Source organism: Mycobacterium sp. 1482292.6 (genome assembly GCF_001672995.1).
Taxonomy (GTDB): Bacteria; Actinomycetota; Actinomycetes; order Mycobacteriales; family Mycobacteriaceae; genus Mycobacterium; species Mycobacterium europaeum_A.
In genome coordinates this window covers 1-15,078 of sequence record NZ_LZKV01000254.1, presented here as the reverse complement: position 1 = coordinate 15,078, position 15,078 = coordinate 1, and the positions used below count along the sequence as shown (strand labels likewise).

Annotated in this window: 19 protein-coding genes and 2 pseudogenes; 12 read left to right on the top strand and 9 right to left on the bottom strand. The window is 62.0% G+C overall.

All coding sequences use genetic code 11. The features are described 5' to 3' along the window. Positions 1-63 precede the first annotated feature (63 nt). The 9 genes from A5624_RS25570 (at position 64) to A5624_RS28345 (ending at position 7,913) form a co-directional block, all read left to right on the top strand. Complete coding sequence (locus tag A5624_RS25570) at positions 64-903, top strand: cytochrome P450 (protein ID WP_082990652.1); 840 nt, start codon at positions 64-66, stop codon at positions 901-903. A 926-nt stretch (positions 904-1,829) separates the two neighbouring features. Beyond that, entirely contained in the window at positions 1,830-2,519 is a 690-nt protein-coding gene (locus A5624_RS28350) for a hypothetical protein (RefSeq protein ID WP_156749202.1), read from the top strand. A gap of 29 nt (positions 2,520-2,548) precedes the next feature. Further along, positions 2,549-2,947 carry a hypothetical protein gene (locus tag A5624_RS25560; RefSeq protein WP_065125103.1) on the top strand — a complete coding sequence of 133 codons (399 nt, stop codon included), beginning with the start codon at positions 2,549-2,551 and terminating at the stop codon, positions 2,945-2,947. A 445-nt stretch (positions 2,948-3,392) separates the two neighbouring features. Next, positions 3,393-3,632 carry a hypothetical protein gene (locus A5624_RS25555; RefSeq protein ID WP_155770881.1) on the top strand — a complete coding sequence of 80 codons (240 nt, stop codon included), beginning with the start codon at positions 3,393-3,395 and terminating at the stop codon, positions 3,630-3,632. A 166-nt stretch (positions 3,633-3,798) separates the two neighbouring features. Beyond that, positions 3,799-4,608 carry a TIGR04255 family protein gene (locus A5624_RS27785; RefSeq protein WP_065126096.1) on the top strand — a complete coding sequence of 270 codons (810 nt, stop codon included), beginning with the start codon at positions 3,799-3,801 and terminating at the stop codon, positions 4,606-4,608. Between the two features lie 339 nt (positions 4,609-4,947). Continuing rightward, entirely contained in the window at positions 4,948-5,349 is a 402-nt protein-coding gene (locus A5624_RS25545) for a hypothetical protein (RefSeq protein ID WP_155770880.1), read from the top strand. Between the two features lie 416 nt (positions 5,350-5,765). Further along, positions 5,766-6,698, top strand: a complete 933-nt coding sequence (locus tag A5624_RS25540; RefSeq protein WP_172827699.1) for a DUF4238 domain-containing protein — start codon at positions 5,766-5,768, stop codon at positions 6,696-6,698. Positions 6,699-6,822: 124 nt separating this feature from the next. After that, positions 6,823-7,194 (top strand): hypothetical protein, encoded by a 372-nt coding sequence (locus A5624_RS25535; protein WP_065126092.1) that lies wholly within the window; start codon positions 6,823-6,825, stop codon positions 7,192-7,194. Between the two features lie 98 nt (positions 7,195-7,292). Next, the gene (locus A5624_RS28345; protein ID WP_155770879.1) at positions 7,293-7,913 is read left to right on the top strand and encodes a hypothetical protein; all 621 of its coding nucleotides are present in this window, start codon (positions 7,293-7,295) and stop codon (positions 7,911-7,913) included. A gap of 266 nt (positions 7,914-8,179) precedes the next feature. Here A5624_RS28345 and A5624_RS25530 read toward each other — a convergent pair whose 3' ends face one another. From A5624_RS25530 to A5624_RS25500, 6 genes are all read right to left on the bottom strand, one after another. Further along, the gene (locus A5624_RS25530; protein ID WP_232002332.1) at positions 8,180-8,476 is read right to left on the bottom strand and encodes a hypothetical protein; all 297 of its coding nucleotides are present in this window, start codon (positions 8,474-8,476) and stop codon (positions 8,180-8,182) included. A 67-nt stretch (positions 8,477-8,543) separates the two neighbouring features. Continuing rightward, entirely contained in the window at positions 8,544-9,068 is a 525-nt protein-coding gene (locus tag A5624_RS25525; RefSeq protein WP_232002331.1) for a hypothetical protein, read from the bottom strand. 31 nt (positions 9,069-9,099) lie between these two features. Beyond that, positions 9,100-10,608, bottom strand: coding sequence for a hypothetical protein (locus A5624_RS25520; RefSeq protein ID WP_066872905.1), 1,509 nt, complete (start codon positions 10,606-10,608; stop codon positions 9,100-9,102). Between the two features lie 175 nt (positions 10,609-10,783). Beyond that, positions 10,784-11,521, bottom strand: coding sequence for a hypothetical protein (locus tag A5624_RS25515; RefSeq protein WP_066872898.1), 738 nt, complete (start codon positions 11,519-11,521; stop codon positions 10,784-10,786). Positions 11,522-11,898: 377 nt separating this feature from the next. After that, positions 11,899-12,087, bottom strand: a complete 189-nt coding sequence (locus tag A5624_RS25505) for a hypothetical protein (protein WP_066872893.1) — start codon at positions 12,085-12,087, stop codon at positions 11,899-11,901. Continuing rightward, positions 12,084-12,446, bottom strand: coding sequence for a hypothetical protein (locus A5624_RS25500; protein ID WP_156749200.1), 363 nt, complete (start codon positions 12,444-12,446; stop codon positions 12,084-12,086). Before A5624_RS25500 ends, A5624_RS25505 begins: the two co-directional genes overlap by 4 nt. Before the next feature lie 281 nt (positions 12,447-12,727). Between A5624_RS25500 and A5624_RS25495 the strand changes: the two genes are divergently transcribed. Beyond that, positions 12,728-12,955 (top strand): hypothetical protein, encoded by a 228-nt coding sequence (locus A5624_RS25495; protein WP_197519034.1) that lies wholly within the window; start codon positions 12,728-12,730, stop codon positions 12,953-12,955. 19 nt (positions 12,956-12,974) lie between these two features. On the opposite strand, the gene A5624_RS28340 is transcribed toward A5624_RS25495, so the two are convergent. Further along, on the bottom strand, positions 12,975-13,358 hold the full coding sequence (locus A5624_RS28340) for a helix-turn-helix domain-containing protein (RefSeq protein WP_156749198.1): 384 nt from the start codon (positions 13,356-13,358) through the stop codon (positions 12,975-12,977). A gap of 1 nt (position 13,359) precedes the next feature. Next, positions 13,360-13,557 (bottom strand): helix-turn-helix domain-containing protein, encoded by a 198-nt coding sequence (locus A5624_RS25490; RefSeq protein WP_066872887.1) that lies wholly within the window; start codon positions 13,555-13,557, stop codon positions 13,360-13,362. Positions 13,558-13,893: 336 nt separating this feature from the next. Between A5624_RS25490 and A5624_RS25485 the strand changes: the two genes are divergently transcribed. Together A5624_RS25485 and A5624_RS25480 are read left to right on the top strand one after the other, a co-directional pair. Then, complete coding sequence (locus A5624_RS25485) at positions 13,894-14,610, top strand: cutinase family protein (protein ID WP_066872884.1); 717 nt, start codon at positions 13,894-13,896, stop codon at positions 14,608-14,610. A gap of 78 nt (positions 14,611-14,688) precedes the next feature. Beyond that, positions 14,689-15,015: pseudogene (locus tag A5624_RS25480) on the top strand (1,4-beta-glucanase); the annotation flags it as partial. On the opposite strand, the pseudogene A5624_RS29245 reads toward A5624_RS25480, so the two are convergent. Continuing rightward, positions 15,004-15,078, bottom strand: a pseudogene (locus A5624_RS29245) (hypothetical protein); the annotation flags it as partial. The pseudogenes A5624_RS25480 and A5624_RS29245 overlap by 12 nt on opposite strands.

Here is a 15,078-nt window from a genome sequence, read left to right as displayed (position 1 = left end):
TGCCCACCGAACGAACATGGTCGTTACCGCCGCGCATTGCGACCTTTGTTCGCTCCGGATGCTGTGGCCGATCTCGTGCCGGTTCTCCAGGACAGGGCCGCGGAACTGATTATCCGCGTCGCCGCCAACGGAAGCTGTGACGCCATGGCCGAGGTCGCTGCGCTGTTCCCTGCCCAGGCGCTGTTGGCCTTCATGGGCTTTCCCCAAGAGGACTGCGGCCTCTTAATCCAACTGAGGACGGCGATACGGAAGGCGTCCAACAGGGGGACGCCGGCTCCACAGCCGGTACAGGATCTACTCGGCTATCTGGCCGAGCGGCTGTCCAGCGAGCGGCTGCGGCCTCATGGCCGCGACGTACTGCAGGTTGTCGCCCAGCAGTTCAGCTATGCCGAGGCGCTCGGGTTTTACGCGCTGCTCGTCATCGCCGGGATGGATAACGTCACCACGGCCATCGGGTTCGCGCTATTGGAGCTCGCCTGCAAACCGCAATTGCGAGCCCTCCTGCGCGCGGAGCCCGACCAGATGGCCGCGTTCGTCGACGAGATCATACGTATCGAGCCGCCAGTGTCAGCCATTCCTCGCGTGACCACTCAGGCGGTCAACATCGGCGGCGAAATACTGCCCGCAGGAACATATCTGGAACTAATGCTCGGTGCGCCCAACATGACCGGCGGCGTCGATGTCCAAATCGAGGGCGGCAAGGTACGTCGACAACGAAGCTTTAGCTTCGGCGTCGGTCCTCGGCATTGCCTAGGAATCCATCTCGTCCGTCTTGAGCTGAAGATTCTCCTGACTGAATGGCTGCACCGCATTCCGGACTTCGCGCCGGTGCCTGGCTTTGACGCCGTTTCCCGTCCCGACACGCTGGCCGCGTTGCCACTGCAGTGGGAGGCGAAGGCATGAACCCCCGGACGAAGTTATGTCGCGCGACCGCCACCCCGAGGCTCCCACCTATTGCCCTCCAAATCGACCGGCGATCACCGTCGCCGTCCAGCCGAGCTACGGGGGCTCAGTGAGTACCTCTGGCAACCCCACCCCCGCCGACTTTTATTCGACCACCCCGGTCTCCGCCCCGACCGTTGCTCAGTCAGGCTCCCCCCTCCGACCTGCGAAAACACACTTTGGTGGTTCAGCGATGACTGCTAGCCGAGGGATTAGAGCAGCGGAAATCGCTGCTTGTCAGTCTGTTTCAGTTGCTAAATCCGCTGAATCGGGTGACACACTGGCAACGCTGAAGGCGTTGGGCGATCGTTTAGCGATCGAGCTCGATTTCTCACGGTCGGATAGGGATATCGCGATGCTGTCCCGGCAGTTCGCTGCTGTCCTCGGACAGATCGAGGCGTTACAGCCCACAGGGGCTTCCCGGTGACCGCGGCCGAGCCACTGCGAAGTGTCCGCGGTCGGCGCACATTGGATATGGCTGGTGCGGTTCAGCGCCTCGATGTGGTGGCCATCAATGCGGATCTGGCTCGGCTAGTTGTGTTTTGGCTGGGAAGGTACGCCGAATTGGCGGCGCAGCGCAATGGGTGCATCCCGGACGGACTGGTCGAAGCGCAACACGCGCTCGCCGAAGCCGCCGTGAGCGTGGGTGACTCGCGCCAACGCGAGCAGAACAGTTCAGCTGCTGTCGAGACCATAGTCTCAGGCCATGAACCTTGCGTGGACACTGCGACAGCCGCTGCGGCTCTTGGCTGCACAGCCGACAAGGTGCGGGACCACTGCCGTAGAGGCAATCTCAAGAGCCGAAAGGTCGGCAGGCAACACATGGTGACTGTCGACAGCCTGGAGAGTCTGAGGGTCCGCTTGAACGAGAGGAACGGCGAGTAGGTATGGAAACGGTAGTTGTGTCAGCCGCAGAGCTTGCGGAACTCGCGCGGATAGTTGGTGTGGATCCAGGTTCGGATTGGGAAACGATTCGGGCGGCCGCGGATAAGCTCTTGGCGGAGGACGCCGCTAGGCGGAAAGCCGAAAACCGTTCACAGGTAGAGAAAGTGCTTGAAGCTGAGGACCGCCGGCTAGTCGCCGCGGCGGTAAATGATGGCCGGCTAACGGCTCAGAGTGCGCAAAGCTGGCGTGATGCGCTCAAGCGTGACCGGCCGGGAAATCGGTTGGTGCTTGCGTCGTTGGCACCCGGTATCAGGCCGGATGGCCGGATCGGCGCTGCTGACCCCGACTCCGACCTGGAAGACGTTTACAACCGGCTCATGGCGCCGTGGCTTGGCGGTCAGACGAAAAGCGTTGCCGCTAGCCAATCTCAGCTGCACCGTCCTCGCCGTGCGGCACCCTCGCGTCCCGCGAATTCCGCGGAGATGCCCGCCAGGACGAAGGCCGACATCGACGCGGACCCGACTTACCGTCATGTGGCTTGGAACTTAGGGGCCCGGTTCCGGGATGGCCTAAAGCCGCCAGAGTCGACGTACCACGGCATGCCTGCGATCAATGACGACTACACCCCCGAGCTGATCGAAAACGGCGACGGCACCGCATATTGGAAGCCAAAACCAGTACGAGGGAACTGAATCCACCTCATGAGAAAGAAGAATTGACCATGCCCTACCGCGTGACAGCACCCCTGGTCCTCGTCCACGACCAGTCCGGATCCGTCCACTATCACTACCGCGATTGCCCGAACCTGGGCGTACCGACGAACTACGGCGACACCATTCCGTGGCTATCCGATGCGGAGGCCGAGTTCTTGCTCAGCTCCGGAATGATCGAGCGAATCGAGCCGCCCGAATCTGACGCGGATACGTCAACAGTCGACCGCGAGGCGCTCCACGACTGCCTCAAGGCGCTCGAGCACCTGGGCGTGGACCTTGGCGCCGGCGCCCCCACTGCCCGAACCGCCTTACGTGAGGGTGGGCACCGCTTCGCCAATGACGTTGTCGCCGCGGCCGTCAAGGCCCGAAAGGATGCTGTCCGCGCGCTGTCCGGGACAGCCGCGTAATGAACCTTGTCTGCGCGCTCGCTACCTTTCTCTGGTGCGCGGACAGGCGGCACCAGCCGGCCTCGCTGCCGGCGGTCGAGCGCTGGCGCGACCGGCTGGTGCCGAAACTTCGGTTGAGGAGGATTCAGAATGGACGAGCACTACTTGAGCACCATGGCCGCGCATCATGCGCTGGTCCAGATGAGCGACAACCCGCGCCAGTTCCGCGGCGTATCACCGCCCGTTCGCCTCATGGACCAGACTTTTGGCGCCGGCGTAAGCAACGGCTGGGGGACGATGGCACGGACATCATGCGGGCGCCGTTCTAGAGCGCCTCGTCGAGGTTGATCGGCAAGCACATTAGGGGCTCGTGTGCCCGACGAGCGGGAACTTTCTAGCTATCCGATCCGTTTCACGGAAACGCAAGACCGGCAACCGAAATCATTCCAGATTCAGGATGGTGCACGTGGAGGTTTATCAAGGCCCCGACGATATGTACGCCAAGCAGGCCAAGGAAAGGGCCGACGCTGCTGCGGAACAACTGGCCTTTGAGAACACCCAGGACCCGCTTGAGGCGTTCAACATCTTCGTGAAGCGCCACTTTCACACCGACTCCTTCAAGCGCGTCAACTACGACGTCACCGCGGATGCAGAGGTTGTGCGCAAGGCCATCCGTGGTGCTGTTGGTAGCCGCGAGCACAGGTAAGTTGGGCACTGAGCGGACGTCGGCCATCGAGCGATGGCTTGGCCTTAACACCCGCATTCTCAGCCCAAGGAACGCGCCATGACCTGCATCAACAAGCTCCGCCTTCCGCGCCGCCGTGCATCGATATGCTGCGTGTCCGCCCACTGAACGTCTAAGCTGCATTGCAATGACCAACAAGGGGGCCCCACTCGACCCGTTCATCGGTTTGGTCGGCATGGTTGACCTGGGCCGCCGGTACTCGAACGCCCCGATAATCGAGGCGACAGTCGACCTGCGTGTGTCGCTGCCAGATAGCGTTAACCTTGGCGACCTGCAAGCACTGTATCCGGACCTAGACGAGCCGGATCCCTACTACCAATTTGTTCCCCGCGTTGAAGGCGATCGAGTTGTCGAGGCGGGCGACGGCCCCCAGGGCTACAAATATCAACAGAAGAGGCAATTCTCTATAATTGCAGGACTGGACCGCTTTACATACTCTCAGTTGTCTAAATACCAGGACTGGGACCAGTTTATCGGTAACGTAGAAACGCGATGGCAACGCTATAAAGAAGCCGCATCGCCTTCTTGCGTAACCAATGTTGGAGTTCGATTTGTCAATCGAATCGTTATCCAGAACCCACAGGTAGAGATTAATGACTACCTTCGAACAACGGTCGATATCTCGCCATATTTGCCCCAAGCAATCGAACGGTATTTTGCACAAATCTCCTTCCCTATTGCCGCCTTCGGCGTGAAGGCGATCGTTACAACCGCATTAGATAATCCGCGCGTGCCGGACACGACGGCATTAATTCTAGATATCGATGTCTCGCACGAGTTGGATTTGGATCCAACCTCAGATTCGTTCGATAATGAGCTAACGGCCGAGTTCGACACATTGCGGAACGCGAAGAACTACGTGTTTGAGGCGTGTATAACTGATGCAACGAGGGGAGTGATCGACCGTGGCGATAACGCAGCCGAGCCGCATGCTTGATCTGAAGGCGTGTGAGTCCGCTTTGACAGCGGCGCAGGTCGCCGCGCAGACGGGCCCCACGGCCTTCTGGCAAGGTCGTTTGGCCCTTCTGGCGGGTAGTCGCTGCTCTAAGGGAGACACCTTCTCTGAGCCGGCGTACTTCGATATTGACAGCGGGGCCCTTCGTCGCGTCACATTCCGGTCCGTCGAGGACGACACTGACTGGTGACGTCTGCTGCGGGGACCGTCACGGAGCCATCTCCGTGGCTGTGTCAAGGCGATCTTTTTAGCCGCGCACCAGTCCTTTACTACCCGGACCTCTCGCAGGACTTTGTGGCGCAGCTACGTACGGGTCCCGCCATGCTCATCAACCATGAGTGCGCTCTCGACAAGATGAACCGCAGGGGTGACGCCACGATCGAGCGTCTATCGTTCGTGAGGATTCGCGACGTCGCCGCCACGCCGGACCATCGCCAACAGCTACTGCGCTCCAATGCGACTGAACTCCAGCCACTCGAAGCCCACTACCTCGGTCACCTCGCCGGCCTTGGAGAGTCGTACGTGGTGCTCTCTGATCCCTACTACGTGCCCGCCAGCTACTTCGGTATCGAGACGAGAGCGTTCGCCGGACTGCCGGACGGCGAGAAGCGGCTTGCAATGACCAGCCACGACACACGATTCGGACGGCTTACCGATCAATCTCTTGCGTTGTTCAGAAGAAAATGGATCGCGTATTGGACCCGGCTGGAACCCGTGGAATGACACGCTCCGCGGCCGACGCAGCAAACACGACGGCGCGGACGTCGGCCATGGCACCATGGCCTGGCCTTAACACCTGCATGGAGACCATGCGACCGGTCACCGGTCAACAAATCCTGGCCAACCGTGCCAGCAAACGCCACCCCTGCGCCCACCCTTTTTTATTGAGGCCCACCCCCTCGTAGCGACCGCCCCGACGTCGCGAATTTTTACGTACAGCCCAAAAAGTTTCGGCTTGGTGGGCGATGGATCAGCGTGAAACCGCTGGCCAGAGGCCGATTTGCGCCCGCTCAGGCCGACTCCGGTGAGGGGTTGTCCACCACCGCGGACACCCTTAGCGTCCTACGGCGGCGATCGACCGAAAATTGCTGTTGCGCGGTTGTCCCGGACAGCTGGACGGTGGACCCTACGCTGGGCAGGTGGTGAACAAAACCCGCGCACACTTCGTTCCAAGGACCTACCTCCGCGCGTGGGCAGATTCCGACGACCTGGTGGCATACCGCCGCCGCGGCGACGATGCGCGCCCTGCGAGCGTCAAGAACGTGGCTGTCATAGGCGGCCTCTACGGTCTCGGCGAGCTGGGAGATGCAAACGAGAAGTTGTACCAGGGCGTCGAGGCGGAATGGCCGAACCTGCGTGCCGATTTGATCGCGCAAGGCGACTTGAAAGACGACCAGCGGAGGTTGTTTGCGCTGTTCATGGCGATGCAGCTCATGAGGACTGAGAAGCACCTCGAGCAGATGAATTTCATATCGAACGTAGCTGCAACGACGACCGAGCGGCCGGTGCCCAAAAATGCTGTCCAGGATTACCTCCGAGACCACGACGGTGGCGGCGAGCCCGACGAATCCGAGGTCGAAGCCGCATGGAGCTATGTCTGTGGTGCGCTCGCCATGTACGGCGAGCCGCCGCGCGCGATGACGCATAGTGTCGCGGTCGACGTTGCGGTCACCCAGGTCGCGCCCCGCTTGGAAACAATGACCTGGACGGTTCACAAGTTCCGCGGGCCCGCGCTGATCAGCAGCGATTCCCCGGTTCATTCGTGGCGGCGCCCCACCCAAGTGTCAGAACCTAGAGGTGTCGGCATAGAGACTGCGGATGAGGTCCGGTTTGTGCTGTCTCCCAACGCTCTTCTCGTCATGAGCCGGGGGCCTCGGAAGGGCGCTACGCCGCAGTGGAGCGCGCGCAATCCTCGCGCCATCAACACCGAGATTGCCCGCCAGTGCCATCAATTCATCTTCGGAACCCGCCGGTCCGCCGCCGCGATCGACCGGCTACCGCTTTTGGATGAGTCGCCTCGGCTCCGATTCCGCATGATAGGAAATGACGCGTTCCATACGTACGTCGGTTGAGGTACGGGCCGCCGCTGGCCCGCTCGCGCCGACGCGAGTATCAAAGCCTTTGTGCCGCTCGTTCTTTAGCGTTGAGGCAGACCGCAGACCCACCGGGCTGCGCCGTTCCGCCGGAGGACACACGATGGAAATGCTGACCGTGCATCGCCCGACCGAGGCCGATCGCGAATTCTTCCAGTGGGACGTCGGCGGCGAGCTGCCAGTCGTGCCCGGCATCGGCCCGTGGCACGAACGTACAACCATGGTCATCGTTCGCGACCTGGACGTCTCGGAGGACGACTTAATTGCCACCTGCCGCAGCACCTTTGAGGCCAGCGGACATGGCGACGAAACTTTCGGTGAGCCCCTAGAATCGATCTTCCGCGAAATCGCATCCGATGCGATGGAGGCCGCAGCCGAGCACCCGATCGGAACGCTGCTGCGGCTGGTGCAAGGTTGTAACGACGACGGCCTGTGGCAATATCTGCTCGAGCCCGCGGAAAGCGACAAGCGCTGATGGTGAGGCTCGGGCGCGGCTTTCCACCCGGGGCGATGATCCACCGCCCACCACCTGGGGGCCCAGTCGCCTATGACGCGACAGGGGCGGGTCAAGCGATGCAATCCACTTTGAACAACACCACGCCTATCTCGACGAATTGGTCGCACACGATCAGCGGCAACTGCGTCCTCCTCGCCGCCAATATCGAAGTCCAATTTGGGATTACAGTCACCGCTCAGGTCGGCAGTACACCAATGACCCAGCTGGGCACCCTGAGCAGCTACGCCAACATCAGCGGAGCACCCTCATACTTCGTGTCCCTGTACATATTCGGGCTAATCGGTGCTCCCACCGGGAGCCAAACCATTTCCTTGACGGCTACCCCCGGTCCGGGGAACTCCATCAGTAGTGCGTACCTGCTGACGACAAACTCAGTGTCCTATAGCCGCGCGGCAGGACTCGGTACCGTCGTAACCAACACCGGAACCAGCAGCACCGCAACGCTTTCGGTGCCAGTAAGCGGCAGGGGCATGGCGTTCCAGGCGTTCGGCAACAACAACACAACCTCCGGGTTCTCCAGCTACAACCAGACCACCCGATACAACAACGCTGGCAGCAGTACGTACCGTCCTCTGTTAATAGGAGACGCTCCCGCTGCTTCTCCATCCGTGAACTTCTCCGCAACGCAATCTGGCACCTGGGGAGCGATCGGCGTACCAATCCTCGCCATCCCCTGAAACGGGGGCTTACAAACCCCGGCTCAACACACGTACAATTACGACCTCGGTCAAGCAACAGTTCCTTCGCGCCAACGGAGTCGAGTCATGTCGCGTGTCACCAGAATCTGCGTTGCCCTAATGCTCGTAATCAGCGCCACCACCCTCACCGGATGCCTGTCAGCCTGCGTCCCATCGGTCCCGGCCGACACCGCCTGCATCGCCGGATAAGCGACCGGGCCGACCCGCACAGTGCTTTGAATGCAGGTTGGCGCCATCTGAGCGGCTCAGTGCGCCGCTATGAGCGCGCGTCCTCCGTCTGTGCAGCCGGCGATGAAATCGGGTGTCGAGTCCACTTGGAGGATGGCACCGCGTTTCAAGTCACTCTCAAGGACCTGCTCGCAGTACGTGTTCCAATCGGTGTTTGCATTTAGCTGCACGTGAAAGTGCTGAATCTGCTCGGTGATGGCTTGTTTGCCTTGCAAGTAAGACGGCGAGTTCGGATCAGCAGCTGCAACGGGTGCGAAGACAAACGCCAAGGCGCTTATGGCTGCTACGAGCGCTGATCTCCCGGTCAAACCCACGGTGTGAATTCTACCTGTCATCCATTACTCCCTTCTTAGCAATTTGCTATGTGTGACCGGCTGGCGTCTAGAACGTCCACGAGCCGGAGGGCTGAAGCACGAATCCCCGGTTCAAGATCGGATCGATGCAGGCGGTCAATCGATCGGCACCCACCAAGCAGGTGGTGTTTGCGGCGGTGAATTTCTGACCCGCGTTGAGTAGCGGCGAGGTGATCACCGGGCACGTGCCTTGAAAAAAGCCGTATGGACCGAGATCCGAGTGTAGGGAGCTCGCCACACCAACTCTTTCGCAGCCGTCCTGGCCGCGGGGAGCACTGTCAGGCAGACCGGGTACCGGTCCATCGCAGTCGACGCTGACGTGATCGGTCGGTCCATTGGCCAGCGAACCCCATCCGCATTGCAGCCCGTCAGGTGTAGCGAAGAACACTCCGCCGCCGCCGCGACCGAAGTGCGCAACGTAGGTTGCGGGATCCGCTGCATGAAATGCGTTGACATCAGGAAACTTTGGAGGCGCGGCTGTAGCAACAGGTTTCGAATGACAAGAGACCAGCGCCAAAACCACCAAGACGGCGCCCGCTATCGCTGCGCTCACCCTGCTCACCATTCGAAAGCTGTCCTTCGATTCAGTGCTGGACAGTGAAGGTTGTCGTCCATGTATTGGGGTCATAGAACCTCGGATTCTCCGGGTGTTGCGGCCAGGTGCTCACGCGCAGTTGAACGGTCTCAAGACCAGTCACAGGATCAAGGGTTGTGCCGGTAATGGTGGGCCCGTACACAGTTTTGAGGGTGTCTTGAGTTACCAGGGTGACGGGCTGAGCGTGCGTCAGTCCTTCTGGGGTGGCGGCGCTGATGGCCTGCACGGACTCGCCGTTGCTCGCGCCGACAAGCATGAATCCGCCACCCTTGAGTGTGACGAGTTGGCTTTCGCGATCCCCAGGAAGGCTCACGTTGCCGACGGGCTTGAGGGTATTGATCCAGTTGTTGGGTTTGGCTGGATCGATTGGAGCTGATACCCACATGCCGCGGTTGAGGTCGCCCGTCCGGTTGCTGGTGTTTCCGATGATCACCATTTGATGGGTGTTGGGGTCGTAGGCGCCGCTGGCTTGGTAGATCCCGGGCAGCTCACCGACCTTGACGGGATGGTTGGGATCGGTGTAGTCCCACACCGCCCCATTCGTTGCGTATTGGTTGATCCCCGGTTGGACACTGCCATCGGGATTGCTGAAAAAAGCGTACCGGTGCCCGTCAGGCCCGAGGGCGGTTCCCGTCGGCAGCGGCCGGGTGCCGTCGGGCCCCTGCGCCAACTGCGAAGCCGGGCTACGCGGCAGGTTGGTTGGTGACCCGTCGGGGTTCTTATCTCGGGGATCGCCGCCGAAGGTGGGGCCTTGGCCGTCTTGGAACTGGTCTTGTAGATCGTAGGTGCTCTGTTCGTGTTGCGGAGGGCCGGCCGGTCCGTTGATCTTGGGGTCGGAAGGCGGAGGGCCCTGTCCGTCGCCGAAGCCGGCGGGCTTGAATTCGGAAGCGAGAGCAGCGTCTTGGGGGGTGAGGTTGCCGTTTGCCTGTGCTTGCCGTAGCGATCGCGTGTACGTGTCACGGATAGACGTCATCTGTTTGAGAGCATCTCGAGTGTCGTCGGCGGCGTCAGCTTTAGCGTCCTGGATCAACGTCTCCAATGCGTGGCGGCTCTTCGCATCGAGGGCGGGATCTTCCAAATCTTTCTTCGCGGCACCGATCAGCTTGTCGAGCAACTGCAACTGCCGGTCCAACGTGGCGATCTCGGCGCCGCCTTCTTTCTGCGCGGCGCCTAGCATGGCTGCGATGTTTTCCAGATCGGCACCGATCTTGGGTAACTGTTCGGTCTGCAGGTTCATTGACTTTGTCAGCCGCTGCACTTCTGCGGAGCCGTTGATCGGGTGATCACCGTTCTGGTGATTCCAGGCCATGCCGAAGCGCTTGCGGGCCTGCTCGAACTCTTCCTGGGCCGCCGTCGAGCATCGACCGGCGGCATGGAACGCCTCCGCCAGCTGAGAAATCTGAAACGGACTCCCAGCTTGCAAGCTCTGGTTGACGGCCCACGGGCCACCGCCAGCCGCGGCGATCAGCTCTGCTTGGCTCAGGTTGACGAACTGCATGACACCATCAGCGACCGGTCGATACACACGAGCATCGCGGCCCCCTTATAGCTAAGTTGGTGTAACCGTACTACCGCATATGCGGCGGTCAATTCATCGGTTGAGCATCCGGCCAAACCGCCGAGAGTGGTCTCCGGCGCCCGCATTTCATTCAAGGTATCTAGTCAGGGACGGGTCACCAGATGACTACTTCGGCGTTGTCGCCGCCGTAGCAGCGCGTCGATACCTTCGTCGACCCGTCACTGAAATACGCCGGATATCTTCCGACACAAGTCATGTCGTAGCCATCACCCGTCACCGGGGAAAACGCGGTGAAAGTGGTGCCCATGCCGGAGGCATAAAAGACTTGGCGCACGTTCGCCGCGAACGCACAGCTGGTGTGGCCACCGACGACACCTTCATGCCCATCAGGGCAGATGGTGAAAACATGGGTGCCGCCAGGGGGCGGGAGCACCGGCGCGGGTTGCACAGCGGGTGCTGGTGGGGGCGCGGCTTGTACCGTGACTGTCGCCGGCGCGGGTGCTGGGGGTACGACGGTCACTGTCGATGGGGGCGCCGCGGTGACTTTCGGCAGTGCCTCGGGAACGATCGTGGCAGGCCGTGTGGCTTCCGGGGCTGCTGCCGGCTTGGTCTGGTCGTGGAGATTGAAACCAAGCCATATCAGCAGACCTACCGCGACTGCTACTGCGGCGCAGGCGATGACGATGATGCTGGCGCGCTCTGCAGCGCGTCCCCACGAGTAATCGCCTCCTGCGTCGTCGTCTTCGTGGGACCACGCGAACTCGGGCCCGGCGACCGCGAGCGGCGGTACGAGCTCAGTCTCATCGGCGGCCGCCCCGATCTCGGTCTTGTCCGCCTCGGCGGCAGCCGCGGTTAAGTGCTGCTCGTCGTCCTGGTCGTCGTTGCGGGCCATATCGGATCTCCTGTTGGTTCCTCCCTGAATATTCGCACTGGGTAGGGACACCTGTCCGGGAAATCGTCGGCGACAAATCGCGATAAGGGCCGCCCCTGAGGAGAGCAGGGGCGGCCCGTCTCCTAGTCAGACGTGGACTCGGCCCGTCTGGTTCCCTCAATCATCGGCACCCGACTGTTTGCGCGAGCCAACGCGTCGCGCTCGTCGGCGCCGGCATGTCGCGAAGGTGATCACGTTGTCGACGGGCTCCACTTCGCGATCGGCAGCACCTTCGATGATGGGAACCAGGCGGCACAGCTCGTCGAGGGTGAGTCCTTCGGGCGTGATAGCTCCCATGGAGGACTTAAGCCGCCATATCAGCTTGTCTCGTTCTGCGCTCACAGCGTCCAGCTCCCAAGCTGATCGACTGCTTCCCGCTGTCCCGACCGGACACGGCCGTACGCGGGCGCCAGCAAAACCGTGAGCGCCACCAGCTCGTCCTCGGTCAAGTCCTCCAGGCCGACCACATCGGTGACCTCCGCGACCTTCCGCATGTAGTGCCCTCGACGAATGTTCGAGGTAGTCATCGCTCAGCCCCCTCATCGACTTCGGCAGCCACCTCGAGCAGCGCCGCAGCGAGCTCTCGGGCCTGGTCGCTGTTGAGGGGGGCGTCGCTGCCAGCGCCGTTAACGAGGATCTCGACGTCTTCGAAGCTGCTGTCGCTGTACTGGATAGCGCGAACACATGCATAGGCATCGTGATCGGTGACCTTCTGAGCTTGGCGGTAGACCAGCCGCCATGCGCGTATCGCGTCTTGCGAGAGGATCCGGCCGGCCTCCCACAAATCTGGGGCATTGAAGCCGGGTGGGGGCGGCACCTCTGGGTAGCGGTCTGTGGGTGGTTGGCTGAGTGCGGATTGCAGTGATGTTGCGCAGTTTTTGCGCATGGGAGTAATCTCCTTGTTGGTTTAGTGCTTCGGCCCCTGGCAGGGGGCTTGTGAGTGAAGAAGGCGGTTCCCTGGCAGGGGAGCCGCCTTCAGTCTTTTCGAGCGGGGCTGCTCAAAACGAAAGCGGTATCGGAGCGCTGCAAGGGCGGCCCTCGCAAGCTCGGATAACTTTTGGTCATGGCTTTCTCCAGCTCTCTCAAGGGATTTCGGCGGCGTGAACAACTCACCTCAGGTAACAACCTTATAGACTTCTATAAACACGCGAAAGGCTTCACGCCGACGTGTCGCCCGCGGCGTTACGCTTCGCGGTGATTATGGAGGACCATTTGGCACTCATCCGACGAGCTGCCAAGGCGCGGCAACGTCGACGCGCGGCGCTCGACGAAGCTGATGCCGAGCTGCGCCGGCTCATCCGCGAGGGATTCGAGCAAGGCCTTTCGGGGGAGAAGATGGCGGAGGCTGCGGGAGTGTCCCTGCCGAGGGTTTACCAGCTCCGCGACGGCCGGTAGCGGCAGCGAAAGATTGCGCTCAAGGGCCTTCTGCGGGCTTGCGCTTCTTCCTTGGCTTCTGCAAGTTCGGATTTCCCTCGATGCCGTACCTCTGGCGGTACCTCAAAGACCGAGCAGACAGCCCCATCGGGTTGTGCTCATGGTCCTCGCGCACCGGCGGCGTCGACGGCGCCACATTGTTACGAAGCCTGGCAATCAAGTCCTCGACGTCTTCATGAGTCATGCGCCAGGTTCGCCCGGCCTTATACGCCCGGGCTTCTCCGGACCTGATGCGTCGCCTCAGCCATAGGCGGCCGTTCTTCATTTCCGGTGGCAGCACCATCGCCGCGACCTCGTCAAGGCTGTACGTCTTAATGGGACTCGGAGCGGCGCCTGATGGGGACTCGTCGACAGAACCGTTCATGTCAGAGCTGCTTAGGAAGGGTGGGTTCCCAAGCTCGGGACAGCATCCACGCGTCAACGTCCTCAGCGGTGAGCCGGTACTCGCGGCCGCTCCCGATCGCATAGGCCTGAAGCTCGCCGGCCTTAACCGCCTCGCGGATGGTATACGTGCTGACGCTGAGATATTCAGCGGCAGTCTGGGCAGTCAGCCAAATAGTCATGCTGTCGATCCTGACTGGTTAGCTTCTGGCGTGGCCCCGAGCCCCCCGCTTCCGCGGGCACATATTGGGCACACCTGGGCACAAAACCAGGCAATGCCAACGAATTACAATTAGTGTCATTCCGCAGTTCAGACGCGCCTTGGTTCCATGAGCTGGGCCAGTAGGAGGGTTCAAATCCCTCCGCCACCGCCAAGACTGCCCGGACGTAAGCGGTTGCCAGATTTGCTGGAACCGGCTGATCGTTCCATGAGCGAATTCTGCGCGCCGTCCCCGGCTCACGCCGGTCGGCGGCAGATGGCCGCGGTTTAAAAATCACGATTTTGGGCAAACAGCGGCATGAGCGCACGTCACGGCCCTTGTCTTGTTGCTTCAGCGGTAGCCGCGGCGTCGGGCGCCGCCGCTTCGGCCCTCGTGACCGCCATCCCCGCCGCAACCGCCGGTCCGTGCCCGGATGTGCAGGTCGTGTTCGCCCGCGGCACTGACGATCCGCCCGGCCTCGGTCCGACCGGGCAGGCATTCGTCGACTCGCTGCAGCCGCGCGTCGGCGCAAAATCGTTCGACGTCTACGCGGTCGATTACCCCGCCACGCATGACTGGACAAACGCGGGTGAGGCCGGCGTCAGAGACGCTGCCGCACACGTCGTGTCGATGGCGCACGACTGCCCCAACACCAAGATGGTGCTCGGTGGTTACTCCCAAGGGGCGGCCGTGATGGGCTTCGTCACCTCGCCCGTCGTACCTGATGGGATCGATCCCGCGAGCGTCCCCAAACCGCTGGATCCGGAAATCGCCAACCACGTCTCCTCGGTCGTGCTCTTCGCCTTGCCCAACGAGAAGGCGATGAACTTCTTCGGTGAGCCGCCGGTTGCCATCGGCCCGCTCTATCAGGCCAAGACCATCCAGGTGTGCGCCGCCGAGGACCCCATCTGTTCCGACGGGATGAATTTCGCCGCGCATGACACGTATTCGACCAACGCCGCGGTGATCGACAAGGGCGCGGCCTTCGCGGCCGGCCTGCTTGCCGGCGGTCCCGGCGGGCGCGGCTCGATGTAAGCGGGTCGCCGTAGCCGTCCTCAGTAGACCGAACCGTCGATTGGCGCTCGATGCTTGCGAGCCACTAATTTTCCTCAGGTGAACTTCTCAGCTGCAGGTGCAGCCGCACGGTGGATCGTCCCCTTAATTACGGTTGCGGCCGTCGCCGGCATGGGCCTGGTTGCGGCCCCCGTGCAGGTCCGTCCCGCCCCGCCGGTGCGGCTGGCCGCCGACGGCGACCCGCTGGCCGGGGCGCCGTTCTACGTCAACCCGACATCGGCGGCCATGCGCGCCTCGCAGAGCGCCGATCCGCCGAGTCCCGAGCTGACCGCCATCGCCAACACGCCGCAGGCGTACTGGATCGTCCCGGGCGGGTCGGCAGGCACGGTCGGGAAGTATGTCGGCGACGCCAATGCCGCCGGCGGCGAAACTGCCACAGTCGCGGTGCGGGATGCCATAAATCGCCAGCACCGGGATGGCGCCGGCGGC

Excerpts from the sequence above, each read along its gene's own strand:
- A5624_RS28350 (WP_156749202.1), top strand. The coding sequence starts at position 1,830 with ATGGAAACGGTAGTTGTGTCAGCCGCAGAGCTTGCGGAACTCGCGCGG.
- A5624_RS25560 (WP_065125103.1), top strand. The coding sequence starts at position 2,549 with ATGCCCTACCGCGTGACAGCACCCCTGGTCCTCGTCCACGACCAGTCC.
- A5624_RS27785 (WP_065126096.1), top strand. The coding sequence starts at position 3,799 with ATGACCAACAAGGGGGCCCCACTCGACCCGTTCATCGGTTTGGTCGGC.
- A5624_RS25545 (WP_155770880.1), top strand. The coding sequence starts at position 4,948 with ATGCTCATCAACCATGAGTGCGCTCTCGACAAGATGAACCGCAGGGGT.
- A5624_RS25535 (WP_065126092.1), top strand. The coding sequence starts at position 6,823 with ATGGAAATGCTGACCGTGCATCGCCCGACCGAGGCCGATCGCGAATTC.
- A5624_RS28345 (WP_155770879.1), top strand. The coding sequence starts at position 7,293 with ATGCAATCCACTTTGAACAACACCACGCCTATCTCGACGAATTGGTCG.
- A5624_RS25520 (WP_066872905.1), bottom strand. The coding sequence starts at position 10,608 with ATGCAGTTCGTCAACCTGAGCCAAGCAGAGCTGATCGCCGCGGCTGGC.
- A5624_RS25515 (WP_066872898.1), bottom strand. The coding sequence starts at position 11,521 with ATGGCCCGCAACGACGACCAGGACGACGAGCAGCACTTAACCGCGGCT.
- A5624_RS25505 (WP_066872893.1), bottom strand. The coding sequence starts at position 12,087 with ATGACTACCTCGAACATTCGTCGAGGGCACTACATGCGGAAGGTCGCG.
- A5624_RS25500 (WP_156749200.1), bottom strand. The coding sequence starts at position 12,446 with ATGCGCAAAAACTGCGCAACATCACTGCAATCCGCACTCAGCCAACCA.
- A5624_RS28340 (WP_156749198.1), bottom strand. The coding sequence starts at position 13,358 with ATGAACGGTTCTGTCGACGAGTCCCCATCAGGCGCCGCTCCGAGTCCC.
- A5624_RS25490 (WP_066872887.1), bottom strand. The coding sequence starts at position 13,557 with ATGACTATTTGGCTGACTGCCCAGACTGCCGCTGAATATCTCAGCGTC.
- A5624_RS25485 (WP_066872884.1), top strand. The coding sequence starts at position 13,894 with ATGAGCGCACGTCACGGCCCTTGTCTTGTTGCTTCAGCGGTAGCCGCG.